Origin of the sequence: Nitratireductor kimnyeongensis (assembly GCF_019891395.1) — a bacterium.
GTDB classification, from domain to species: Bacteria; Pseudomonadota; Alphaproteobacteria; order Rhizobiales; family Rhizobiaceae; genus Nitratireductor; species Nitratireductor kimnyeongensis.
In genome coordinates this window covers 3,226,835-3,244,576 of record NZ_CP078143.1, presented here as the reverse complement: position 1 = coordinate 3,244,576, position 17,742 = coordinate 3,226,835, and the positions used below count along the sequence as shown (strand labels likewise).

The 17,742-nt window shown below is 58.5% G+C and carries 18 protein-coding genes; 13 read left to right on the top strand and 5 right to left on the bottom strand.

All coding sequences use genetic code 11. The features are described from left to right. Positions 1–65 precede the first annotated feature (65 nt). Together KW403_RS15400 and KW403_RS15395 are read left to right on the top strand one after the other, a co-directional pair. Positions 66–485, top strand: a complete 420-nt coding sequence (locus KW403_RS15400) for a hypothetical protein (protein ID WP_223022599.1) — start codon at positions 66–68, stop codon at positions 483–485. Positions 486–508: 23 nt separating this feature from the next. Next, positions 509–1,177: a ribonuclease T2 family protein gene (locus KW403_RS15395; RefSeq protein WP_223020319.1), complete on the top strand. Its 669-nt coding sequence runs from the start codon at positions 509–511 to the stop codon at positions 1,175–1,177. A gap of 52 nt (positions 1,178–1,229) precedes the next feature. On the opposite strand, the gene KW403_RS15390 is transcribed toward KW403_RS15395, so the two are convergent. Then, on the bottom strand, positions 1,230–1,901 hold the full coding sequence (locus KW403_RS15390) for an outer membrane protein (RefSeq protein ID WP_223020318.1): 672 nt from the start codon (positions 1,899–1,901) through the stop codon (positions 1,230–1,232). Between the two features lie 300 nt (positions 1,902–2,201). Here KW403_RS15390 and KW403_RS15385 point away from each other — a divergent pair, with 300 nt between their 5' ends. The 7 genes from KW403_RS15385 (at position 2,202) to KW403_RS15355 (ending at position 9,891) form a co-directional block, all read left to right on the top strand. Continuing rightward, positions 2,202–3,143 (top strand): calcium/sodium antiporter, encoded by a 942-nt coding sequence (locus KW403_RS15385; protein WP_223020317.1) that lies wholly within the window; start codon positions 2,202–2,204, stop codon positions 3,141–3,143. A 165-nt stretch (positions 3,144–3,308) separates the two neighbouring features. Continuing rightward, positions 3,309–4,073: an SDR family oxidoreductase gene (locus KW403_RS15380; protein WP_223020316.1), complete on the top strand. Its 765-nt coding sequence runs from the start codon at positions 3,309–3,311 to the stop codon at positions 4,071–4,073. Between the two features lie 32 nt (positions 4,074–4,105). Then, a complete protein-coding gene (gene uvrC, locus KW403_RS15375) occupies positions 4,106–6,037 on the top strand; it encodes an excinuclease ABC subunit UvrC (protein ID WP_378596478.1) in 1,932 nt (643 codons plus the stop codon). A gap of 166 nt (positions 6,038–6,203) precedes the next feature. Beyond that, positions 6,204–6,803: a CDP-diacylglycerol--glycerol-3-phosphate 3-phosphatidyltransferase gene (gene pgsA, locus KW403_RS15370; RefSeq protein WP_223020315.1), complete on the top strand. Its 600-nt coding sequence runs from the start codon at positions 6,204–6,206 to the stop codon at positions 6,801–6,803. A 2-nt stretch (positions 6,804–6,805) separates the two neighbouring features. After that, positions 6,806–7,057 (top strand): molybdopterin converting factor subunit 1, encoded by a 252-nt coding sequence (gene moaD / locus KW403_RS15365; RefSeq protein WP_223020314.1) that lies wholly within the window; start codon positions 6,806–6,808, stop codon positions 7,055–7,057. A 2-nt stretch (positions 7,058–7,059) separates the two neighbouring features. Then, positions 7,060–7,530 carry a molybdenum cofactor biosynthesis protein MoaE gene (locus KW403_RS15360; RefSeq protein ID WP_223020313.1) on the top strand — a complete coding sequence of 157 codons (471 nt, stop codon included), beginning with the start codon at positions 7,060–7,062 and terminating at the stop codon, positions 7,528–7,530. Between the two features lie 111 nt (positions 7,531–7,641). After that, on the top strand, positions 7,642–9,891 hold the full coding sequence (locus KW403_RS15355) for a putative bifunctional diguanylate cyclase/phosphodiesterase (RefSeq protein ID WP_223020312.1): 2,250 nt from the start codon (positions 7,642–7,644) through the stop codon (positions 9,889–9,891). A 57-nt stretch (positions 9,892–9,948) separates the two neighbouring features. Here KW403_RS15355 and ndk read toward each other — a convergent pair whose 3' ends face one another. Together ndk and KW403_RS15345 are read right to left on the bottom strand one after the other, a co-directional pair. After that, positions 9,949–10,371, bottom strand: a complete 423-nt coding sequence (ndk, locus tag KW403_RS15350) for a nucleoside-diphosphate kinase (protein ID WP_223020311.1) — start codon at positions 10,369–10,371, stop codon at positions 9,949–9,951. 98 nt (positions 10,372–10,469) lie between these two features. Then, on the bottom strand, positions 10,470–11,162 hold the full coding sequence (locus KW403_RS15345; protein WP_223020310.1) for a glutathione S-transferase family protein: 693 nt from the start codon (positions 11,160–11,162) through the stop codon (positions 10,470–10,472). A 115-nt stretch (positions 11,163–11,277) separates the two neighbouring features. On the opposite strand from KW403_RS15345, the gene KW403_RS15340 reads away from it, so the two are divergent. The 4 genes from KW403_RS15340 to KW403_RS15325 all read left to right on the top strand — a co-directional run bounded on the left by KW403_RS15340 (position 11,278) and on the right by KW403_RS15325 (position 15,387). Further along, positions 11,278–11,790 (top strand): DinB family protein, encoded by a 513-nt coding sequence (locus tag KW403_RS15340; protein WP_223020309.1) that lies wholly within the window; start codon positions 11,278–11,280, stop codon positions 11,788–11,790. A gap of 227 nt (positions 11,791–12,017) precedes the next feature. After that, positions 12,018–12,668, top strand: a complete 651-nt coding sequence (locus tag KW403_RS15335; protein ID WP_246637810.1) for a hypothetical protein — start codon at positions 12,018–12,020, stop codon at positions 12,666–12,668. Positions 12,669–12,814: 146 nt separating this feature from the next. Further along, on the top strand, positions 12,815–14,692 hold the full coding sequence (locus KW403_RS15330) for an ABC-F family ATP-binding cassette domain-containing protein (protein WP_223020307.1): 1,878 nt from the start codon (positions 12,815–12,817) through the stop codon (positions 14,690–14,692). Then, positions 14,689–15,387: an HAD family hydrolase gene (locus KW403_RS15325; RefSeq protein WP_223020306.1), complete on the top strand. Its 699-nt coding sequence runs from the start codon at positions 14,689–14,691 to the stop codon at positions 15,385–15,387. Before KW403_RS15330 ends, KW403_RS15325 begins: the two co-directional genes overlap by 4 nt. A gap of 105 nt (positions 15,388–15,492) precedes the next feature. Here KW403_RS15325 and KW403_RS15320 read toward each other — a convergent pair whose 3' ends face one another. Together KW403_RS15320 and KW403_RS15315 are read right to left on the bottom strand one after the other, a co-directional pair. Next, positions 15,493–15,939 (bottom strand): DNA polymerase III subunit chi, encoded by a 447-nt coding sequence (locus KW403_RS15320; RefSeq protein ID WP_223020305.1) that lies wholly within the window; start codon positions 15,937–15,939, stop codon positions 15,493–15,495. A gap of 4 nt (positions 15,940–15,943) precedes the next feature. Beyond that, positions 15,944–17,434, bottom strand: a complete 1,491-nt coding sequence (locus tag KW403_RS15315) for a leucyl aminopeptidase (protein ID WP_223020304.1) — start codon at positions 17,432–17,434, stop codon at positions 15,944–15,946. Positions 17,435–17,742: the final 308 nt, after the last annotated feature.

Genomic DNA, 17,742 nt, shown 5'->3' with positions numbered 1-17,742 from the left:
ACCCAAACCGCGCACTGGCGCAAAACTTCAACCGTTCGCACCGCAACAATCCGGGAGACAGACCTATGGCGCGCTTTTTGGCTCTTGCAGCCGGCCTCACCGCATCATTCCTTTCGATGCAGGCGCAAGCTGCCGATCCGATGATGGGCGCTTACGGCGATGTCTGCGCGGATGCGCGCGTTCATTCGACCATCCAGAAGCGTTTTCGATATCAGGTCACCCATGTACCGAACCTGCCCGATGTCGACATCGTCGATTTCTACGGGTCCTACCAGACCCGCTACAGCCCCTCCTCCTACGACAGCCCGATCGAGCGGCGCTATTGCCGCGCCACGGCACGTCTGTCCGATGGGCGCGACCGCACGATCTGGTACCTGATCGAATATGGTCAGGGCTTTGCCGGGCTCGGCAACAATGTCGAATTCTGTTTTTCCGGCTTCGACCGCTGGAACGTCTATGACGGCCATTGCCGCGTCCTGCGATAGACCAGGCGAGTTCGGGGCAAATTATGCGCATGGCAACGCGGCTTTGCGCCGCTTTTCTGACATGTCTTGCGGTGTCCACTGCCCCGGTCATCGCCGGTGAGCGCGGTGCACCGGCAGGTGCGTTCGACTTCTATGTGCTATCGTTAAGCTGGTCGCCCAGCTACTGCGCCGCCGAGGGCGATGAGGCCAACCGGCAGCAATGCGGACGCGAGCGGCCCTATGCTTTTGTGGTGCACGGGCTGTGGCCGCAATATGAGAAAAGCTATCCGGAATACTGTCCCTCAAAACGACCGCAGCGTGTTCCCGATGCACTGGTGGATCAATACCGCGACATCATGCCCTCAGCCGGTCTGATGGGCCATCAGTGGCGCAAGCACGGAATGTGTACGGGCTTCGCACAGGAGGATTACTTCACGCTGTCCCGCAAAGCGCGGGAGCGTGTGGAAACGCCCCCCGAGTTTCGCCAGCTTGCAAAACCGGAGATGGTTTCGCCAAAACGCGTCGAAGAGGCTTTCCTTGAAGCCAATCCTGGCCTGAAGAAAGACGCCATCGCCGTCACATGCGATAATCGCTATCTGCGCGAAGTGCGCATCTGCATGACCAAGGATCTGGAGTTCCGGTCCTGCGAAGCCGTGGATCGAAAGGACTGCCGGCGCGAGCGGGTTCTGATGCCGCCAGCCAGGGGCGGGTAAAGAAAAAGCCGGACACGAGGCCCGGCTTTTCCATTTCAGTCTGTCGCTTCAATCAGAACTGCATACCAAGGCCGAACATGACCTTGTTGGAGCTGTCGCTGACTTCCTGCGCACCGCTACCGGTGTTGAAGGCTTCATCACCGAATTTGGTGTAACGGTATTCGACGCGGCCGAAGACCTTGTCGGTCAGCTTTGCGTCCACACCGGCACCGGCCGTCCAGCCAAGCATGGTGTTGGTGTCTGAACCGGCGGCATCGGAGACCTTAAGACGCTGTGCAGCGCCACCGGCCGTGCCGTAGATCAGGATGTTGTCGGTCGCGGCGACACCGAGACGGGCGCGCAGCGTGCCATCGACGCCATGCTTGGACTCGACACCTGCATTGGTGCCCTTCATCCCATTATAGCCCACGTCACCTTCAACACCGTAGACGAAGCTGCCGGACTGGAAGTTCCAGCCAGCGAAGCCGCCGCCCACGAAGCCGTCGGTGTCAATGTCGTTGCCGGCAACCGGCTGGTTTGCAGACGTCTCGCCGGAAAAGCCGTAGCCAAGAGCGATACCGGCATAGCCACCTTCCCAATCGTTGATCGGAGTGGAAATCACCGGAGCGGCTGGCGGTGCCGGCGGCTGCTCCATAACGGCATCTGCAGCCTGTGCAGCACCAGCCGCAGCGACAAAACCAACGGCTGCGGCCGCGGAAAGAATTACGTTCTTATGGGCTTTCATGGTCCATACTCCTTAAGCCACTAGCATTTTCGTAGCTGTGGGCGCCCCACTTGGCATCATGCCCTTCAAACGCTCCACGCTGGCGAGACCGGTAATCCTGGGAGGAAACGGGCCGATCTCGCATGCCCCTATCTGGGCGCGAAATGAGGCTGAACGTGCCCGAAAAATAGGTCATTCAGCGGCGCCAATAAGGCGGAAAGTTGACGTTGCAAATTGGCAACATCCGTGTTCCGGCACCTTGGGGTCGTGAGGGCGAGCTCTTATATTCCTGCAGCTGTTCCGATTCTCGCGAGGTTCCTCATGCTCTTCAGCCTGCTCATGCTTGCTGCCGGTGTCGTTCTTCTGATGCTTTCCGGCGACATATTCGTCAAAGGCGCTGTGGGGCTGGCTGAAAATCTTGGCATTTCCCCTCTCGTCATCGGCTTGACCGTGGTCGCCTTCGGTACTTCTGCACCAGAACTCTTCACTTCCATACAGGCAGCACTCTCGGGAGCACCGGGCCTGGCGGTGGGCAATGTGGTCGGCTCGAATATTGCCAACATCCTTCTGGTGCTAGGCCTCCCCGCGATCATTTATCCCATCGTCTCGGACGGAAAGGGCCTAAGGCGCAACCTGGTTGCGATGCTGCTGACCACCGCCGTCTTTATGTGGATGCTCACCGGTGGGGTGATCTCGCGGTTTGAAGGTGCACTGCTTTTCGCAGGCCTTTGCGCCTTCATCGCCTGGCAGGCACGGAATGCTGTGAACGGCAAGGCATCGGCAGACCATGATTTTCAAGACGAAATCGGCGAAGCTCCTCATGATCGCAAACGGGTGATCGCCTATCTGGCTGCCGGTGTGATCGGTCTGCCCATAGCCGCCCAACTGACGGTAGCCGGTGCTGTGAGCATAGCTGAAAATTTTGGCGTCAGCGACGCCGTGATCGGCCTGACAATCGTTGCCATAGGCACCTCGCTTCCGGAACTGGCCACAAGCCTGGCGGCGGCACTGAAGCGTCATTCCACTGTTGCGCTGGGGAACATCGTGGGATCGAACATCTTCAACATCGCCTGCATCATGGGTCTGACAGCGCTCATCACACCAATCGCAGTGGATCCGCGCATTGTGTCCATCGATATGTGGGTGATGCTCGCTGCAGCCTGTGTGCTCGCTCTTCTCGGCTTTCTACGCGTCGCGTCGGGCAAACTCTTAGGCAGCGCAATGCTCGCCGGGTTTGCCGGTTACATCGTCACAGTCTTTTGATCCTGCGCAAAAAGCCTATGTCGAATACAACGCGCAACTGTCAGCAGTGAAAGGTCAGTCACGTTGCGGGCTTGGACGTCATCGGCATTGGGCTTAAACAACTTTGTTGAACATTTTGACGCGGCCGCCAGGTTTCGCAGTTGAGTTAAACCGAACAGGAAAGATATGGCTCAATCGAGGGCAACGGCACTGATTACTGGAGCTTCAAAGCGCATTGGCGCAGCCATCGCGCGCGACCTTGCGGGGCACGGATTTGCCGTTGCCATTCACTGCGGCCAGTCCCGCGAAGCTGCCGAAAAGCTGGCTGATGAGATCACCAGGACGGGCGGGAAAGTCCATGTGGTGCAGGCTGATCTGCAGAATGGCGCGGCCACCCGCGACCTGATCGACCAGACACGCCGAGTACTTGGCGTACCATCCATTCTCGTCAACAACGCCTCGGTGTTTGAAGATGACGGAATTGCCGACTTCACAGACGAGGGTTGGGATGCGCATTTCGACCTGCATGTGAAAGCCCCGGCTCTGCTCGCGCAAGCCCTTGCAGGAGCGCTCAAGGACGATCAGGAAGCGTTGATCGTCAACATGATCGATCAACGTGTGTGGCGTCTCAATCCACGCTTCTTCAGTTATACGCTCTCGAAATCAGCACTCTGGACCGCCACGCGAACCATGGCACAGGCGCTCGGCCCGAACATACGCGTCAACGCCATCGGGCCCGGCCCCACCCTGCCCAACCAACGCCAGCAGCAGGCGGATTTCGACCGCCAGACGGATGCGCTGATTCTCGAGCGTGGGCCAGATCTTGCAGATTTTGGACGCACCATCCGATATCTTTGGGAGACCCGGTCAATCACCGGTCAGATGATCGCGTTAGACGGGGGGCAACATCTTGCCTGGGAGACCCCCGAAATTGCGGGGATCCCCGAGTGAGCACCATCGTCACGTTAAAGGAGCCGGCGAATTTGGCGCTCGAGTGGGACAGCGGCGAAACGACTGATGGTGTTGTCGGGATCGAGGTCATCCAGTCAGCCGTGAAACGTTTGCCCAACGCTCCGGGCGTCTATCGGATGATGAACGCCGACGGCGACGTGCTTTATGTCGGCAAGGCGCGCAGCCTCAAGAAGCGCGTCACCAACTACGCGCAGGGCCGCGGCCACACGAATCGCATCGGTCGTATGGTCCGAGAGACCGCCTCCATGGAATTCGTGGTCACGCGAACGGAAACTGAAGCGCTGCTTCTTGAAGCCAATCTCATCAAGCGGTTGCGACCCCGCTTCAATGTGCTTTTGCGCGATGACAAGTCGTTTCCCTATATTCTCTTGACTGGCGACCATCCGGCACCTGGGATTTTCAAGCATCGCGGAGCGAGATCAAAGAAGGGCGATTACTTCGGTCCGTTTGCCTCGGCGGGGGCCGTCGGGCGCACGATTAATTCCCTCCAGCGCGCCTTTCTTTTGCGTACTTGCACCGATTCCGTCTTTGAGAGCCGCACCCGCCCCTGCCTTCTGTTCCAGATTAAACGTTGCTCGGGCCCCTGCACGGGCGAGATCAGCGAAGCGGGCTACGCGGAACTCGTCTCAGAAGCAAAGGCCTTTCTGTCAGGCCGCTCCAGCAAAGTGAAAGCGGAAATCGCCCAATCGATGCAGGAGGCGTCCGAGGCGCTTGATTTTGAGCGAGCGGCAATCTACCGCGACAGACTTTCTGCCCTGAGCCATGTGCAAAGCCATCAGGGCATCAATCCACAAGGCGTGGAAGAAGCAGACGTGTTCGCCATTCACCAGGAAGGTGGGCAAAACTGCATTCAGGTCTTCTTTTTCCGCACCAGCCAGAACTGGGGCAACCGTGCCTATTTCCCGAAGGCCGACCCGAGCCTTGTAGCGGAAGAAGTGCTCGGCGCATTCCTCGCCCAGTTCTACGACGATAAGCCCTGCCCACGCATGGTTCTCCTCTCGCACGAGATCGAGGAACAGGAGCTTCTGGCCGATGCGCTTTCGACACGTGCGGGCAGAAAGGTGCAGGTTTCCTGCCCGCAAAGGGGTGAAAAGAAAGATCTGACCGACCACGCGTTGCAGAACGCTCGCGAAGCATTGGGGCGGCGGCTGGCCGAGACCTCGTCGCAGGCGCGTTTGATGGAAGGGTTCGCCGAGACATTCGGCCTTGAAAGCGCCCCCCAGCGTATCGAAGTGTATGACAACTCCCACATCATGGGCACGAATGCCGTGGGCGGCATGATCGTTGCCGGCGCCGAAGGCTTTGCGAAAAACCAGTACAGGAAGTTCAACATCCGATCGACGGATATCACCCCTGGCGATGACTACGGCATGATGCGCGAGGTGATGCAGCGGCGGTTTTCTCGGCTGATCAAGGAGAATGGCCTACCAGGGCCGGCGGCAGCACCCGATGCCGACACCGAACAAGAGGTGGCAGGCGAAATGCCCATGTGGCCCGATGTTCTCCTCATAGACGGCGGTCAGGGTCAGCTGGCGGCGGTCAGGCAAGTGCTGGAGGAGCTCGGGATCGCGGGATTGGTAACCGCCATTGGCGTGGCCAAGGGCGTCGATCGCGATGCCGGGCGGGAGCGGTTCTTCATGGCAGGCACAAACCCATTCAGCCTGCCGGTTCGCGACCCGGTTCTTTATTTCATCCAACGGCTGCGCGATGAAGCGCACCGGTTCGCCATTGGCTCGCATCGCGCGCGGCGAAAGAAGGAAATGGTCAAAAACCCGCTGGACGAGATCAGCGGCATCGGCCCAGGCCGCAAACGCGCACTCCTGCATCATTTTGGGACCGCGAAAGCCGTCAGCCGTGCCGGGATTGAAGATCTTACCGCAGTTGACGGCATTTCCGAGGGCATCGCCCGACAGATCTACAACCATTTTCACGAAAATGGCTGAACCGGCGTTGTTTCGTCGCGCCCGAGGACCTTGGCGCTTGCCGTATGCGCCTGGTTCTGATTTGACAGAGGCTGATTGGCTTGCTGCGTCTACAGACAGGCGGGCCTACTTCAAGAGACTGGGGGTATGAAGTCCCCGGCGGCAGACCGGAGCAGGATTGCGCTTCATGGCCAGACGTAGCACACCGGCATTCAACATTCCCAACCTCCTGACCTACGGCAGAATTCTCGCGGTACCAGCGATTGTCCTGTGCTTTTTCCTGGAAGGTAGGCTCCAGTCGAGCGATTTCGCCCGCTGGTCGGCGCTCGCGCTTTTCATTGCGGCAAGCATCACTGATTATCTGGACGGCTATCTCGCCCGCATCTGGGAGCAGACCTCCAACATCGGCAAAATGCTCGATCCCATCGCCGACAAGCTGCTGGTTTCAACGTGTCTTCTGCTTCTTGCAGCCGACACGGATCGGACCATCGCCGGGTGGACCTTGTGGGCGGCGATTATCATCCTCTGCCGGGAAATTCTGGTGTCTGGCCTTCGGGAGTATCTGGCAGCCCTGAAAGTCAGCGTTCCTGTCACACAACTGGCCAAATGGAAAACCACAATCCAGATGGTAGCCATCGGTTTCTTGCTCGCCGGTCCCGCCGGTGACAAGGTCTTGCCCTACACTACGCAGCTTGGCATCGCGCTCCTTTGGATTTCTGCCATCGTAACCCTTTACACAGGTTATGATTATTTCCGCGCGGGGCTGAAGCACATCGTGGAGGAGTGACGATGAAGCTGGTTTATTTTGCATGGGTGCGCGAGCGCATAGGCCTGTCTGACGAAACGGTTACCTTGCCCGCCGACGTAAAGACAGTGACAGACCTGCTTACCTGGCTGAAAGGGCGCGGTGAAAATTACGAGGCCGCCATGGAGCGGCCTGAGATTATCCGTGTCGCCATCAACCAGGAGCATGCGGACCATTCCACGCCCCTGCCCCCCCATGGAGAGATTGCTCTGTTCCCTCCTATGACCGGGGGGTAAAAATGGCATCGGCGTGCGAGCCCTTGGTACGCGTACAGGCGGATGACTTCGATCTCGCCACAGAAACCCGGCGCCTGACCGCCCGACGCCGCGATGTTGGCGCCGTCGTGAGCTTCACAGGACTCTGCCGGGATGAGAATGGCCGGCTTGAAGCCCTCGAACTCGAACACTACCCCGGGATGGCGGAAGCCGAGATAATCCGGATCGCCAATCAGGCGACCACGCGCTGGCCGCTTACGGGCCTGACCGTGATCCACCGTTTCGGCAAGATCGCACCAGGCGACAACATCGTTCTCGTGGTGGCTGCCTCGTCCCACAGGCGTGCCGCATTCGAAGCTGCCGACTTCCTGATGGATTTTCTCAAATCTCGGGCGCCCTTCTGGAAAAAGGAGCACGTGAGGGGAAGTGCCAAGACAGGTTGGGTGGAAGCAAACGACAAGGATCTGGAGGACTTAAAGCGCTGGGAAGACTGAAACCAGAAGCCTTTACGCCTCGCTAACGATAGGATTCATTTCTCTCAAGACTAGACGTTTCGACAAACCATTCGGGGTTATAGCTTCCTCTAGGTAACGCCGGGGAGCACGATGTCGGATTTTTTCCAGACGATGCTGGTCGCGGGAACGAATCCCGCGTGGTTGATCGCAGCAGTAGGCCTTTTGGGATGCTTGGGGCTAGGCTATCAACTGGCCCGGATCAGCCAACGCTATCGCGACGCGCGAGACGAGCAGAAGAACCATCAAGAACTGATCGACAACCTTTCCGAGGGCATCTACCGGTCTTCGCTCGACGGGCGGCAGCTCAGCGCGAATCCAGCTCTTGTGCGCCTCAACGGGTACGAGAGTGAGGCGGCACTCCTCGCAGGGGTGAAGGACATCGCCAAGGAGTGGTATGTGGGGCCCACCCGCCGCGATGCGTTCCGCGCCGAACTCGAGGCCAATGGCAAGGTCGAGAACTTCGTTTCCGAGGTCTATCGTCACAAAACACGGGAGCGTATCTGGGTGAGCGAATCGGCGCGCTTGGTGCGTGATCGCCGGACTGGCAAGCCGCTCTATTATGAGGGTTCCGTACGCGAGATCACAGAAACGGTGAAGCGCCTGAAACTTCAGGACATGTTCGAGAAGCTAACATCGCAACTGCCTGGTGGGCTCTTCCAATTGTTACGGCGCGATAATGGAGAATTTTCCATTCTCTACGTGTCAAAGGGTTTACGAGACTTGCTCGGCTATGATGATCGGACTGTCCCGGACGATCCGAATACGGTTTTGCACGTGATCCACAACGATGACCGCGCACATTATCTGGAGACGCTGAGGGATTCAGGCATCAAGCTGAAACCCTGGGAATGCGAGTTTCGCATCCACGCGATGGACGGCGTGGAAAAATGGCTGCGTGTCGCGGCAATGCCTGAAACGACGAAGGAGGGTATTGTCTGGCACGGATATCTCTCCGATATCTCCCTGCGCAAGAAGAATGAAATGGAGATCGAACGCCTTGCGTTCTACGATCCCCTGACCCGGCTTCCCAACCGCCGACGGCTTTTCGACGAGGTCGGTCGGCAAATGGCTTCATGTCAAAAGAGCGGGCAACGAGGCGCGCTCCTGTTCATCGATCTCGACAACTTCAAGACCCTGAACGACACGATGGGCCACGATGTCGGGGATGTCTTTCTCAAGCAAGTCGCCGATCGTCTGCAGGCTGCCGTCGCCCCCCAGGACTCGGTGGGCAGGATCGGCGGTGACGAGTTTGTAATCGTCCTGTGCCTGAATGATACCACAGCCGCGACTGCGACGCGCAATGCGATCGTGGCTGCCAATCGGGTTCTTGCTGCGCTGCGTCAGGAATTCGTTCTTGGGCACATGATCCATCACACTTCGGCGAGTGTTGGCGTTCTCGTATTCGACGGCAGCGAAAAAGGCCCTGAAGTTCTGATGAAGAATGCCGATATGGCCATGTATCAGGCCAAGAGCCTGGGACGAAACAATGTCGCGCTATTCGATCCGAAAGTGCTGCGCAAAGAGCGCAAGCGTTTTCGCCTGCTCAACGACATGCGCAGTGCGCTGGTGGACAACAACCTGGAACTGCACTACCAGCCGCAAGTCAATGCCGCGGGCCATGTGGTGGGCGCAGAGGCTCTCCTACGCTGGAATCACGCGGAGCATGGTGCGCTTTCGCCAAGCGATTTCGTGGGATTGGCCGAGCAGCACGGACTTGCAGAACTCCTGGGACGCGGTGTGATCGACACGAGCGTACGCACACTTGCCCAATGGAAAGACAACCCGCGCCTTGCGGGACTGCGGATGGCCGTAAACCTCAGCCTCAAATCGCTGCGCGATCCGGATTTCCTCGACTTCCTGCACGACAGGCTCAATACGCACGGCCTCGATCCGCAGCGTCTGACATTGGAGATGACAGAACGTGTCCTGACAAGCGATCAGATGCAGATCACCCGGCGCATGCATGAGCTAAAGGCATTGGGTGTGAGGTTGTCGCTCGACGATTTCGGAACAGGTTATTCCTCCATCGCTAATTTGAAAAAACTGCCGTTCGACGAATTGAAGATCGATGGCAGTTTTATCGCCGATATCACGAGCAGCGAAAGCAACCGGGCGTTGGTGCAGACTATGCTGGACATGGCCTCCACGCTCGGTCTTTCTGCCGTCGCTGAGCATGTGCAGACCCAGCAGCAGGAAGTGCTGCTGAAATCATCAGGCTGTGAGTATTTCCAGGGCTGGCTTTATGGTCGCGCCATGACTGGACGCGATTTTGCCAACTATGTACTGGAGCGCAATCCCGCGTCCATCCTCAAGTTTCCGAACTCGCGCCAGGGCGCATAAAAAAACCGGGGCGTGAACCCCGATTTCAAGGAACAGCGCTCGATGAGCGCTGGTCGGTCAGCCGACAATTTCGGTGTCGGAGAACCAGTAGCGGATCTCTTCGGCAGCGGTCTCAGGCGCATCGGAACCGTGAACGGAATTTTCGCCGATCGACGTGGCGAATTCCTTGCGGATCGTGCCCTCGGCGGCCTCGGCGGGGTTGGTAGCGCCCATAATCTCACGGTTCTTGAGAATGGCGTTCTCACCCTCGAGCACCTGAACGACGGTCGGAGCCGACGACATAAACTCGCATAGCTCGTCGAAGAACGGCCGCTCTTTGTGCACTGCATAGAACCCTTCAGCCTGGCGGCGGCTCATCCATACGCGTTTCGATGCCACGACACGCAGGCCGGCATCCTCGAGCTTCTTGGTGATGGCGCCGGTCAGATTGCGCTTGGTGGCATCCGGCTTGATCATGGAAAATGTGCGTTCGATCGCCATGGTCGGTCCTTCGATTGTCTGGATTTTGAGCGTGAGCTCATTTTAGGAGATGGCGCGCTCTATAGCTGTCTCAAAGGCACATGGGAAGGCCCTTCCCATCAGCAAGCCGCCGGGACCCGCCTGCCAATCCCACCGTGCAGGTCCAGGCAGCGTTCGAACCACGCCGCGACCGGGTCCTCCGCTGCGAGAAGCGGGAAGGGAGAGATAACACGCGCCCACTGAAAGATGCCCGCGACGATATAATCGGCAAAAAGAGGCCTTTGTCCGCCGATGAACTGCTGCTCGGAAAGCATCAGACGTAGCGGCAACAGGCTCGCACGAAACCCCTCGAGACGCTCCTCCCGACCCCTTGCCGTCTCCTCCAACGTGCGTCCGAACCGTTTTTCGCGACTGCCGCGGAAATACTCCTGGTCGGCCGGGCCGAGTGCATCGTGAACGTCAAGCACCAGCGAGGGGCCGATATAACCGGTGAGGGTGGCCTGCGCCCATTTCTCGATGAAACGCGAGAGAGCCTTGCTTCCCTCACCCGCGAACAACGGAGGAAGGTCTGGATAGGTCTCTTCGAGATAAAGTGCGATCTGGAAAGAATCGACGCACAGGCGCTCGCCATCCCGAATGGCCGGTACGGTCTTGAAGGCGCCAGACTCTATTTTCCCGATTTCCGTGAAGCGTACCGGCATCGACTTGAACTCGAGCTCTTTGTGGGCGAGCGCAAAGGCGATTTTCCAGCAATGCGGACTGAAAGGGCGCGCTTCGTCCGCGCCCACGAGGTCGTACAATGCAATCGTCACGCCTGGTCCTTTCGATTCTGGGTGAGACCTGAAAGATTAGTCACGATTGCATATCCAGTGCTCAAGGCAATGCTCCAAACGCAGGATTTTCTGCTCCAGACCTCGGACAAAGACGATGAAACAACATTTTGAGATGTTCGCTTCCTATAACTTCTGGGCCAATACAAAAATTTATGAGTCTGCACAGGTCCTCGATGCGGAAGCGCTCAATCGAGACGTGGGCATATTCTTCAAATCGCTGATGGGCACACTGAATCACATTCTGGTGGCCGATCTCATCTGGATGAAACGATTTACGGGTGAAGGCGCAGCTCCCGCGCGGTTGGACACGATCCTGCATTCAGCGCTGCCGGCCCTGCACATCGCACGCGAAAACGAAGACAGGCGCATTTTAAGCTGGATAGAAAGTCTAGAGGAAGGCGCTTTTTCGGGGCGCTTCACCTATGTCACAGTCACCGACGTACGAACAGTTTCGCAACGCCTTGCGCCTGCGTTGTGTCATTTCTTCAATCATCAAACACACCATCGCGGACACGCCCATGCGGCATTGTCGATCCTCGGGATAGACGCACCGTCGATTGATCTGATATACTTTCAGAGAACAAAGCAGGGCTCTCGCTTTGGTTGAATTAACACACCAGTATTTCAACCAAGAAATACATATGTAAATATTATTTTATTATAATTTTTTCATTTTTGTTTTCTTGAATAAACTCTATTGTAAATCCAGTTATTTAATACTCCATAGCTGCCCTAACTTCCTCTTTGCCGGAAATTACTTCGGCCAAACTAAAGAGGACGATAATGAGAGCAAAGTATAGAAAAGCATACGCTAATCTGACCTGTGGAATTATCATGCTCAGCATGTCATCGCCGGCAGCGGCAATCGACCTTGGAGGCGTCAGCATCGGCGGGAATGACCGTGGAGGTATCAGTGCCAGCGTCGGTGGCGTGTCCGCATCGGTCGGCACAAGCAACGGCGTGTCAGCGGATGTCAACGCAGGTCTGGGCTCAACTACCGCCAATGTAGGCGCTTCAGTCGGAGGCGGCAGTGTCGCCGGCATCAACGCAGATGCGAATGTCGGTAGAGCGATCGGTGCTCAGAGCAGCACAACGGTCGGAGGAGGAGGCGGAAGCCTTTTCGGCTCCGGGACCACAGCATCGATCGGCGGCAGCAACGGTTTAAACGCCGGTGTCAACGCGAATATCGGTAGGGATGGTGTCGGCGCCGGTCTCGGACTGGGACTGGGCGGCGACCGCCCAGGAACAGGCAATCCCGGCACCGGTGGTCCGGGTACAGGTGGTCCCGGCGCTGGAGGCCCAGGTATCGGGGGGCCTGGCAATGGCGGCGGCGGCAACCTTGGACGACGAGCACTCAGCGGTATGAGTGACCAGCAGATCGCGATCTACCGTAAACGTTGCGTCAACATCCTACGCAACCCAAACGCATGGGAATATGACCTCGTACAGCTTTGTAAACTCCTGCGCCAAGCCGCTGCGCGCTAGCAGTCGCTCATGAACAGGGTGTGGCCCACTCAGGCTGGGCCACACCTGTCTGCTTTTGGCAACACAAGCCAATTTCCGTCACCCTTCAGCATGTGCCTGGGCAGTCGCCACTTGCAACGCTGACGGCGACCCGTCAAAACGCCGTCATGTTGACAATTTCAAACTTATCGCTGCGCATTGCGGGCCGACTCCTTATCGACCAGGCTTCGCTTACTCTTCCTGCCGGAACGAAGGCAGGCCTGGTCGGCAGGAACGGGACCGGCAAGACAACGCTGTTTCGTGCGATCACCGGGGATTTGGTCTCTGAAAGCGGTACTCTTAGCATACCGAAGGGGACGCGGATCGGTCAGGTTGCCCAGGAAGCGCCGGGGACGGACGAGCCACTGATCGACATCGTCCTGAGGGCCGATACGGAACGTGAAGCGCTTTTGACGGAGGCCAAGACGGCCACCGATGCGCATCGGATTGCGGAAATACAGACACGCCTCACCGATATCGACGCCCATTCCGCGGAAGCGCGCGCTGCGTCCATCCTGTCAGGCCTCGGATTTGATGCGGAGGCGCAGAAACGTCCGGCATCCTCGTTTTCGGGCGGTTGGCGCATGCGCGTGGCGCTTGCGGCCGTGCTCTTCACCCAACCTGACCTTCTTTTGCTCGACGAACCGACGAACTATCTGGATCTCGAAGGCACGCTCTGGCTTGAGAACTACCTGTCTCGCTATCCGCACACGGTCCTTCTCATCAGCCACGACCGCGACCTTTTGAACAGGGCCGTTTCGTCCATCGTGCATCTGGAGCGCAAGAAACTCACCTTCTGGCGCGGGGGATATGACCAATTTGCCCGCCAATATGCAGAAAAGGCGGAACTGCAGGAAAAGATGCGCGTCAAGCAGGAGGCGCAGCGCAAGCACATGCAGTCTTTTGTCGACCGCTTTCGTTACAAGGCTTCGAAGGCTCGCCAGGCGCAATCGCGGTTGAAAGCGCTGGAACGAATGTCGCCGATGGCCGCGGTGGTGAACGAGACCGTGCTGCCGTTCCGCTTTCCAAATCCTGAGAAAGCGGTCGCTTCCCCCATCATCGCGCTCGATGGCGGCGCTCTCGGATACACCCCCGGCAAGCCCGTTCTGCGTGGTCTCACGCTGCGCATCGACAATGACGACCGCATCGCCCTGCTCGGCGCGAACGGAAACGGCAAATCGACATTCGCGAAGCTGATCGCCGACAGGCTGACGCTCGAAAAAGGCACCAAGACGGTTGCGCCCGGTCTGAAGGTGTCCATTTTCGCCCAGCATCAGCTTGATGATCTGCGGCCCGACGAGGACGCGTATCAGCATCTTCGACGCCTGATGCCTGATGCGCCGGAAGCGAAAGTGCGGGCGCGGGTGGCGCAGTTTGGCCTAACGACCGAAAAAATGTCGACACCTGCTCGCGACTTGTCCGGCGGGGAGAAGGCACGGCTTCTGATGGGGCTTGCAACATTCGAGGCCCCGCATCTGCTCATCCTCGACGAGCCGACGAACCACCTCGACATCGACAGCCGCGAGGCGCTTGTCGAGGCGCTTAACATGTTCGACGGGGCGGTGATCCTCATCAGCCACGATCGTCATCTGATCGAGGCGACGGCAGACCGGTTGTGGATCGTCGGCGATGGGACCGTCTCGTCGTATGACGGAGACATGGACGATTACCGCGCCCGCGTGACGGGTGGCGCCAGCCGCAATCGGGAGAAGCGGGAGACAGACAAGGCCTCCAAGGCTGACAAGCGCAAAGAGGCGGCGCGCAAACGCGCGGCTCTCGAACCGCTTGCCAAGGAAATCAAGGCCACGGAAGGGCTGATCGAGAGAACCCGCAAGAGGATCGACGCCATAGAGGCGCGGCTTGCCGATGCGAGCCTCTACGACCAGGAGCCGAAAAAGGCTTCGGAACTGGCCAAGGAACGCTCCGACCTTGCTACCATGCTGGCGAAGCACGAAGATCGCTGGCTCTCGCTTTCCAGTGATTATGAGGAAGGGATGGCTTCGTGAAACGGCTTCTCACCATCGGCTTCGACGCCGATGACACGCTTTGGCACAATGAACGCTTCTATCGCCTGACGGAGGCGCGCTTTGCAGAGTTTCTTGCGGATTTCGCAGAGGCCGGGCACCTGACGGAGCGCCTTCTGCAGGCTGAGAAACGCAATCTTGGAAAATATGGTTTCGGCATCAAGGGATTCACTCTCTCGATGATCGAGACCGCCATCGAGGTGACGGATGGGCAAGTGCCAGCCTCGACGATCCGCGACATTCTCGACGCAGGTAGGGAAATGCTGGACCATCCGGTGGAAACCCTGCCCTACGCGCACGAGGCGCTGGAGGCCCTCGCGGGGCGTTATCGGCTGGTAATGATTACCAAGGGCGACCTGTTTGATCAGGAACGCAAGCTGGCGGCATCGGGCCTTGGCGATTATTTCGACGCCGTCGAGATCGTCAGCGACAAGTCCCGCGGAACCTACCAGCGAATTTTCGCGGCGCAAGGCGAAGGGCCGGATCACGCGATGATGATCGGCAATTCGCTCAAATCCGACGTGATACCGGCAATCGAGGCCGGATCATGGGGCGTTTTCGTGCCGCATGATCTGACCTGGGCGCACGAATATGCCGATGAACCGCGCACTGAACCGCGGTTCCGCAAAATCACACATCTGGGTGAAATCGAAGCGATTCTGGAAGAAATCGGCTAGTGTTTCGGTGCATTGTTGGCGCCAGGTCCCCTCGCCCTTCGACGAGTTCAGTACGAGTGGCCCTGCAAGGCAAGTTGCTCTACTGCCCCAAAGCGAATCGGTCGTCTAGGCCTTCTTCTGCCAGCGTCTGTCAGGCCCCTGCTGCCAATAGGTGACGGCATGGCCGGCAGATTTGAGCGATTTCCAGTACCCGCGCGCAGCGTCGAGTTGCCCGGCATCGTGGCCGTCGAACATCACGACAGCACGCTCATACCCGTCCACCCCGGTCGGATCGGCTCCATCCACAAAAAAGCGTATCTGCGCACCATTCGGATTGGTTGCCGCATCGGTCAACAGCACCGGTTGGTGCTCGGGATGCACATCCCGATCCGTTCCATGGGCGAGGAAGGCCTCCTCGCGCCATGTCCAAAGCCAGCTGTCGAGCGCCTCGCAGCGTTCGCGGGTGCCGGTCTGGATCACCGCCCTCCACCCCCGCTCGAGGCTCTTCTCCACCAGAGGCGGTAGCGCCTCCTCCAGTGTCGATTCGGTCAGGTGGTAGAAGAGAACATCCATCGGCCTATTCGTAATTGTCCGCTACTAGGCGGTCGAGCAGGCGCACACCGAAACCCGACCCCCAGGATCGATTGATGTCGTCAAGCGGCGCGCCCATGGCCGTGCCCGCAACATCAAGATGCGCCCACGCATCATCCTTGACGAAACGCTTGAGGAATTGAGCGGCCGTGATGGAACCGGCCATGCGGCCAGCAGAATTCTTCATGTCCGCATTCTTCGAATCAATCTGCTTGTCATACTCTTCGCCAAGGGGCAGGCGCCAGACCTTCTCGCCCGTTGCCTCGCCGGCAGAGAAAAGCCGCTCAGCCAGCGTGTCGTTGTTCGAAAACAGCCCCGCCCGGTGGTGTCCGAGCGCCACCATGACGGCACCGGTGAGCGTGGCGAGATCGACCATGAACTGCGGCTTGTAGCGTTCATTGCAATACCAGAGCACATCGGCGAGCACGAGCCGCCCTTCCGCATCGGTGTTGATCACCTCAATGGTCTGGCCGGACATGGATGTCACGATGTCGCCGGGACGCTGGGCATTGCCGTCAGGCATGTTCTCCACAAGGCCGATCAGACCGACAGCGTTAACCTTTGCCTTTCGGGCGGCGAGCGTATGCATGACGCCGATGACGGCGGCGGCGCCGCCCATATCCCCCTTCATGTCTTCCATACCGCCAGCCGGCTTGATGGAGATTCCTCCCGTATCGAAGACAACGCCTTTGCCGACGAAGGCGACAGGCTTCTCTTTCGCCTTGCCACCATTCCACTCGATGATCGCCAGGCGTGGAGGCCGGACCGAGCCCTGTGCGACGCCTAGCAACGCGCCCATGCGGAGCTTCTTCATCTCCTTCTCGGTCAGAATTTCGACCTTGGCGCCGAGCTTTTCCAGGTCTTTCGCTTTTGCCGCAAACTCGACCGGACCAAGGACATTGGCAGGCTCGTTGACGAGATCCCGCGCCAGCAGCACGCCATTTGCGACAGCCTCGGCGCGAGCAAAAGCCTTTTTTGCTGCAGATGGGTCTGCACACTGAATGACAATTTTCAGCTTCTTGGCAGGTTTGTCGTTTCCATTCTCTCTGCTTGTGGTTTTGTATTTGTCGAAGCTGTAGGCGCGCAACAGCATGCCAAGCGCCAGATTGGCTGCCGCCGCCGCATCGATTTCGGTGCCGTCGACATCCGCCACGACGGTGATCTCGGAAGCTGACTTGCCGGCGGCCAGCGCCGCACCGCCGATTTTCAGAAGCGGCTCTTCTGCAAGCTCATCGGGCTTGCCGACGCCAATGGCTGTCAGCCGATCAAGCTGCGACCCTGCAGGTGCCAGAACCTCAACGCTCTTTGCAAGTTTACCCGAGAATCCCGACACCTCGAAGGCCCGCGCAAACACGCCTTCGGGATCACAAGTCTGCGCTTTCTCTCCCAGACCGCCGCCTTCGCTTGCCAGAACGATGACGGTGCCCTTGCCGGGCATTGCAAATTTGGCGAAGGAGACACTCGGTCTGTCGGTCATGATATTTCCCAGATTTCCGTGATTGGTCGATAAAGGGCGCCGGCGATCTTGGAGGTTTTATGCAAATTGGCAAGGCCCGCACACAGGGGGTTCCCGAATTTTCACCGATGCGTGCGCCCTGCACGCCTCGATTATTGATCCATAAGCAAGCTGTTAACCGCGTTTGTTTCGCATTTTCTAACCAATCCCACCCACAGTCACCCATGGGACAAGAAATGGTGGGCCGCCCTTCAAAGCCGGCAGTTGCGCATTGTGCGCGCGTTTCAGGACCGTTAGGTTCGCGCGCGCCTTTAAAGGGCTGTTCCAAC

What these genes read in the sequence shown, in the direction of transcription:
- KW403_RS15400 (WP_223022599.1), top strand. Translation starts at nt 66, where the DNA reads ATGGCGCGCTTTTTGGCTCTTGCAGCCGGCCTCACCGCATCATTCCTT.
- KW403_RS15395 (WP_223020319.1), top strand. Translation starts at nt 509, where the DNA reads ATGCGCATGGCAACGCGGCTTTGCGCCGCTTTTCTGACATGTCTTGCG.
- KW403_RS15390 (WP_223020318.1), bottom strand. Translation starts at nt 1,901, where the DNA reads ATGAAAGCCCATAAGAACGTAATTCTTTCCGCGGCCGCAGCCGTTGGT.
- KW403_RS15385 (WP_223020317.1), top strand. Translation starts at nt 2,202, where the DNA reads ATGCTCTTCAGCCTGCTCATGCTTGCTGCCGGTGTCGTTCTTCTGATG.
- KW403_RS15380 (WP_223020316.1), top strand. Translation starts at nt 3,309, where the DNA reads ATGGCTCAATCGAGGGCAACGGCACTGATTACTGGAGCTTCAAAGCGC.
- pgsA (WP_223020315.1), top strand. Translation starts at nt 6,204, where the DNA reads ATGGCCAGACGTAGCACACCGGCATTCAACATTCCCAACCTCCTGACC.
- moaD (WP_223020314.1), top strand. Translation starts at nt 6,806, where the DNA reads ATGAAGCTGGTTTATTTTGCATGGGTGCGCGAGCGCATAGGCCTGTCT.
- KW403_RS15360 (WP_223020313.1), top strand. Translation starts at nt 7,060, where the DNA reads ATGGCATCGGCGTGCGAGCCCTTGGTACGCGTACAGGCGGATGACTTC.
- KW403_RS15355 (WP_223020312.1), top strand. Translation starts at nt 7,642, where the DNA reads ATGTCGGATTTTTTCCAGACGATGCTGGTCGCGGGAACGAATCCCGCG.
- ndk (WP_223020311.1), bottom strand. Translation starts at nt 10,371, where the DNA reads ATGGCGATCGAACGCACATTTTCCATGATCAAGCCGGATGCCACCAAG.
- KW403_RS15340 (WP_223020309.1), top strand. Translation starts at nt 11,278, where the DNA reads ATGAAACAACATTTTGAGATGTTCGCTTCCTATAACTTCTGGGCCAAT.
- KW403_RS15335 (WP_246637810.1), top strand. Translation starts at nt 12,018, where the DNA reads ATGCTCAGCATGTCATCGCCGGCAGCGGCAATCGACCTTGGAGGCGTC.
- KW403_RS15330 (WP_223020307.1), top strand. Translation starts at nt 12,815, where the DNA reads ATGTTGACAATTTCAAACTTATCGCTGCGCATTGCGGGCCGACTCCTT.
- KW403_RS15320 (WP_223020305.1), bottom strand. Translation starts at nt 15,939, where the DNA reads ATGGATGTTCTCTTCTACCACCTGACCGAATCGACACTGGAGGAGGCG.
- KW403_RS15315 (WP_223020304.1), bottom strand. Translation starts at nt 17,434, where the DNA reads ATGACCGACAGACCGAGTGTCTCCTTCGCCAAATTTGCAATGCCCGGC.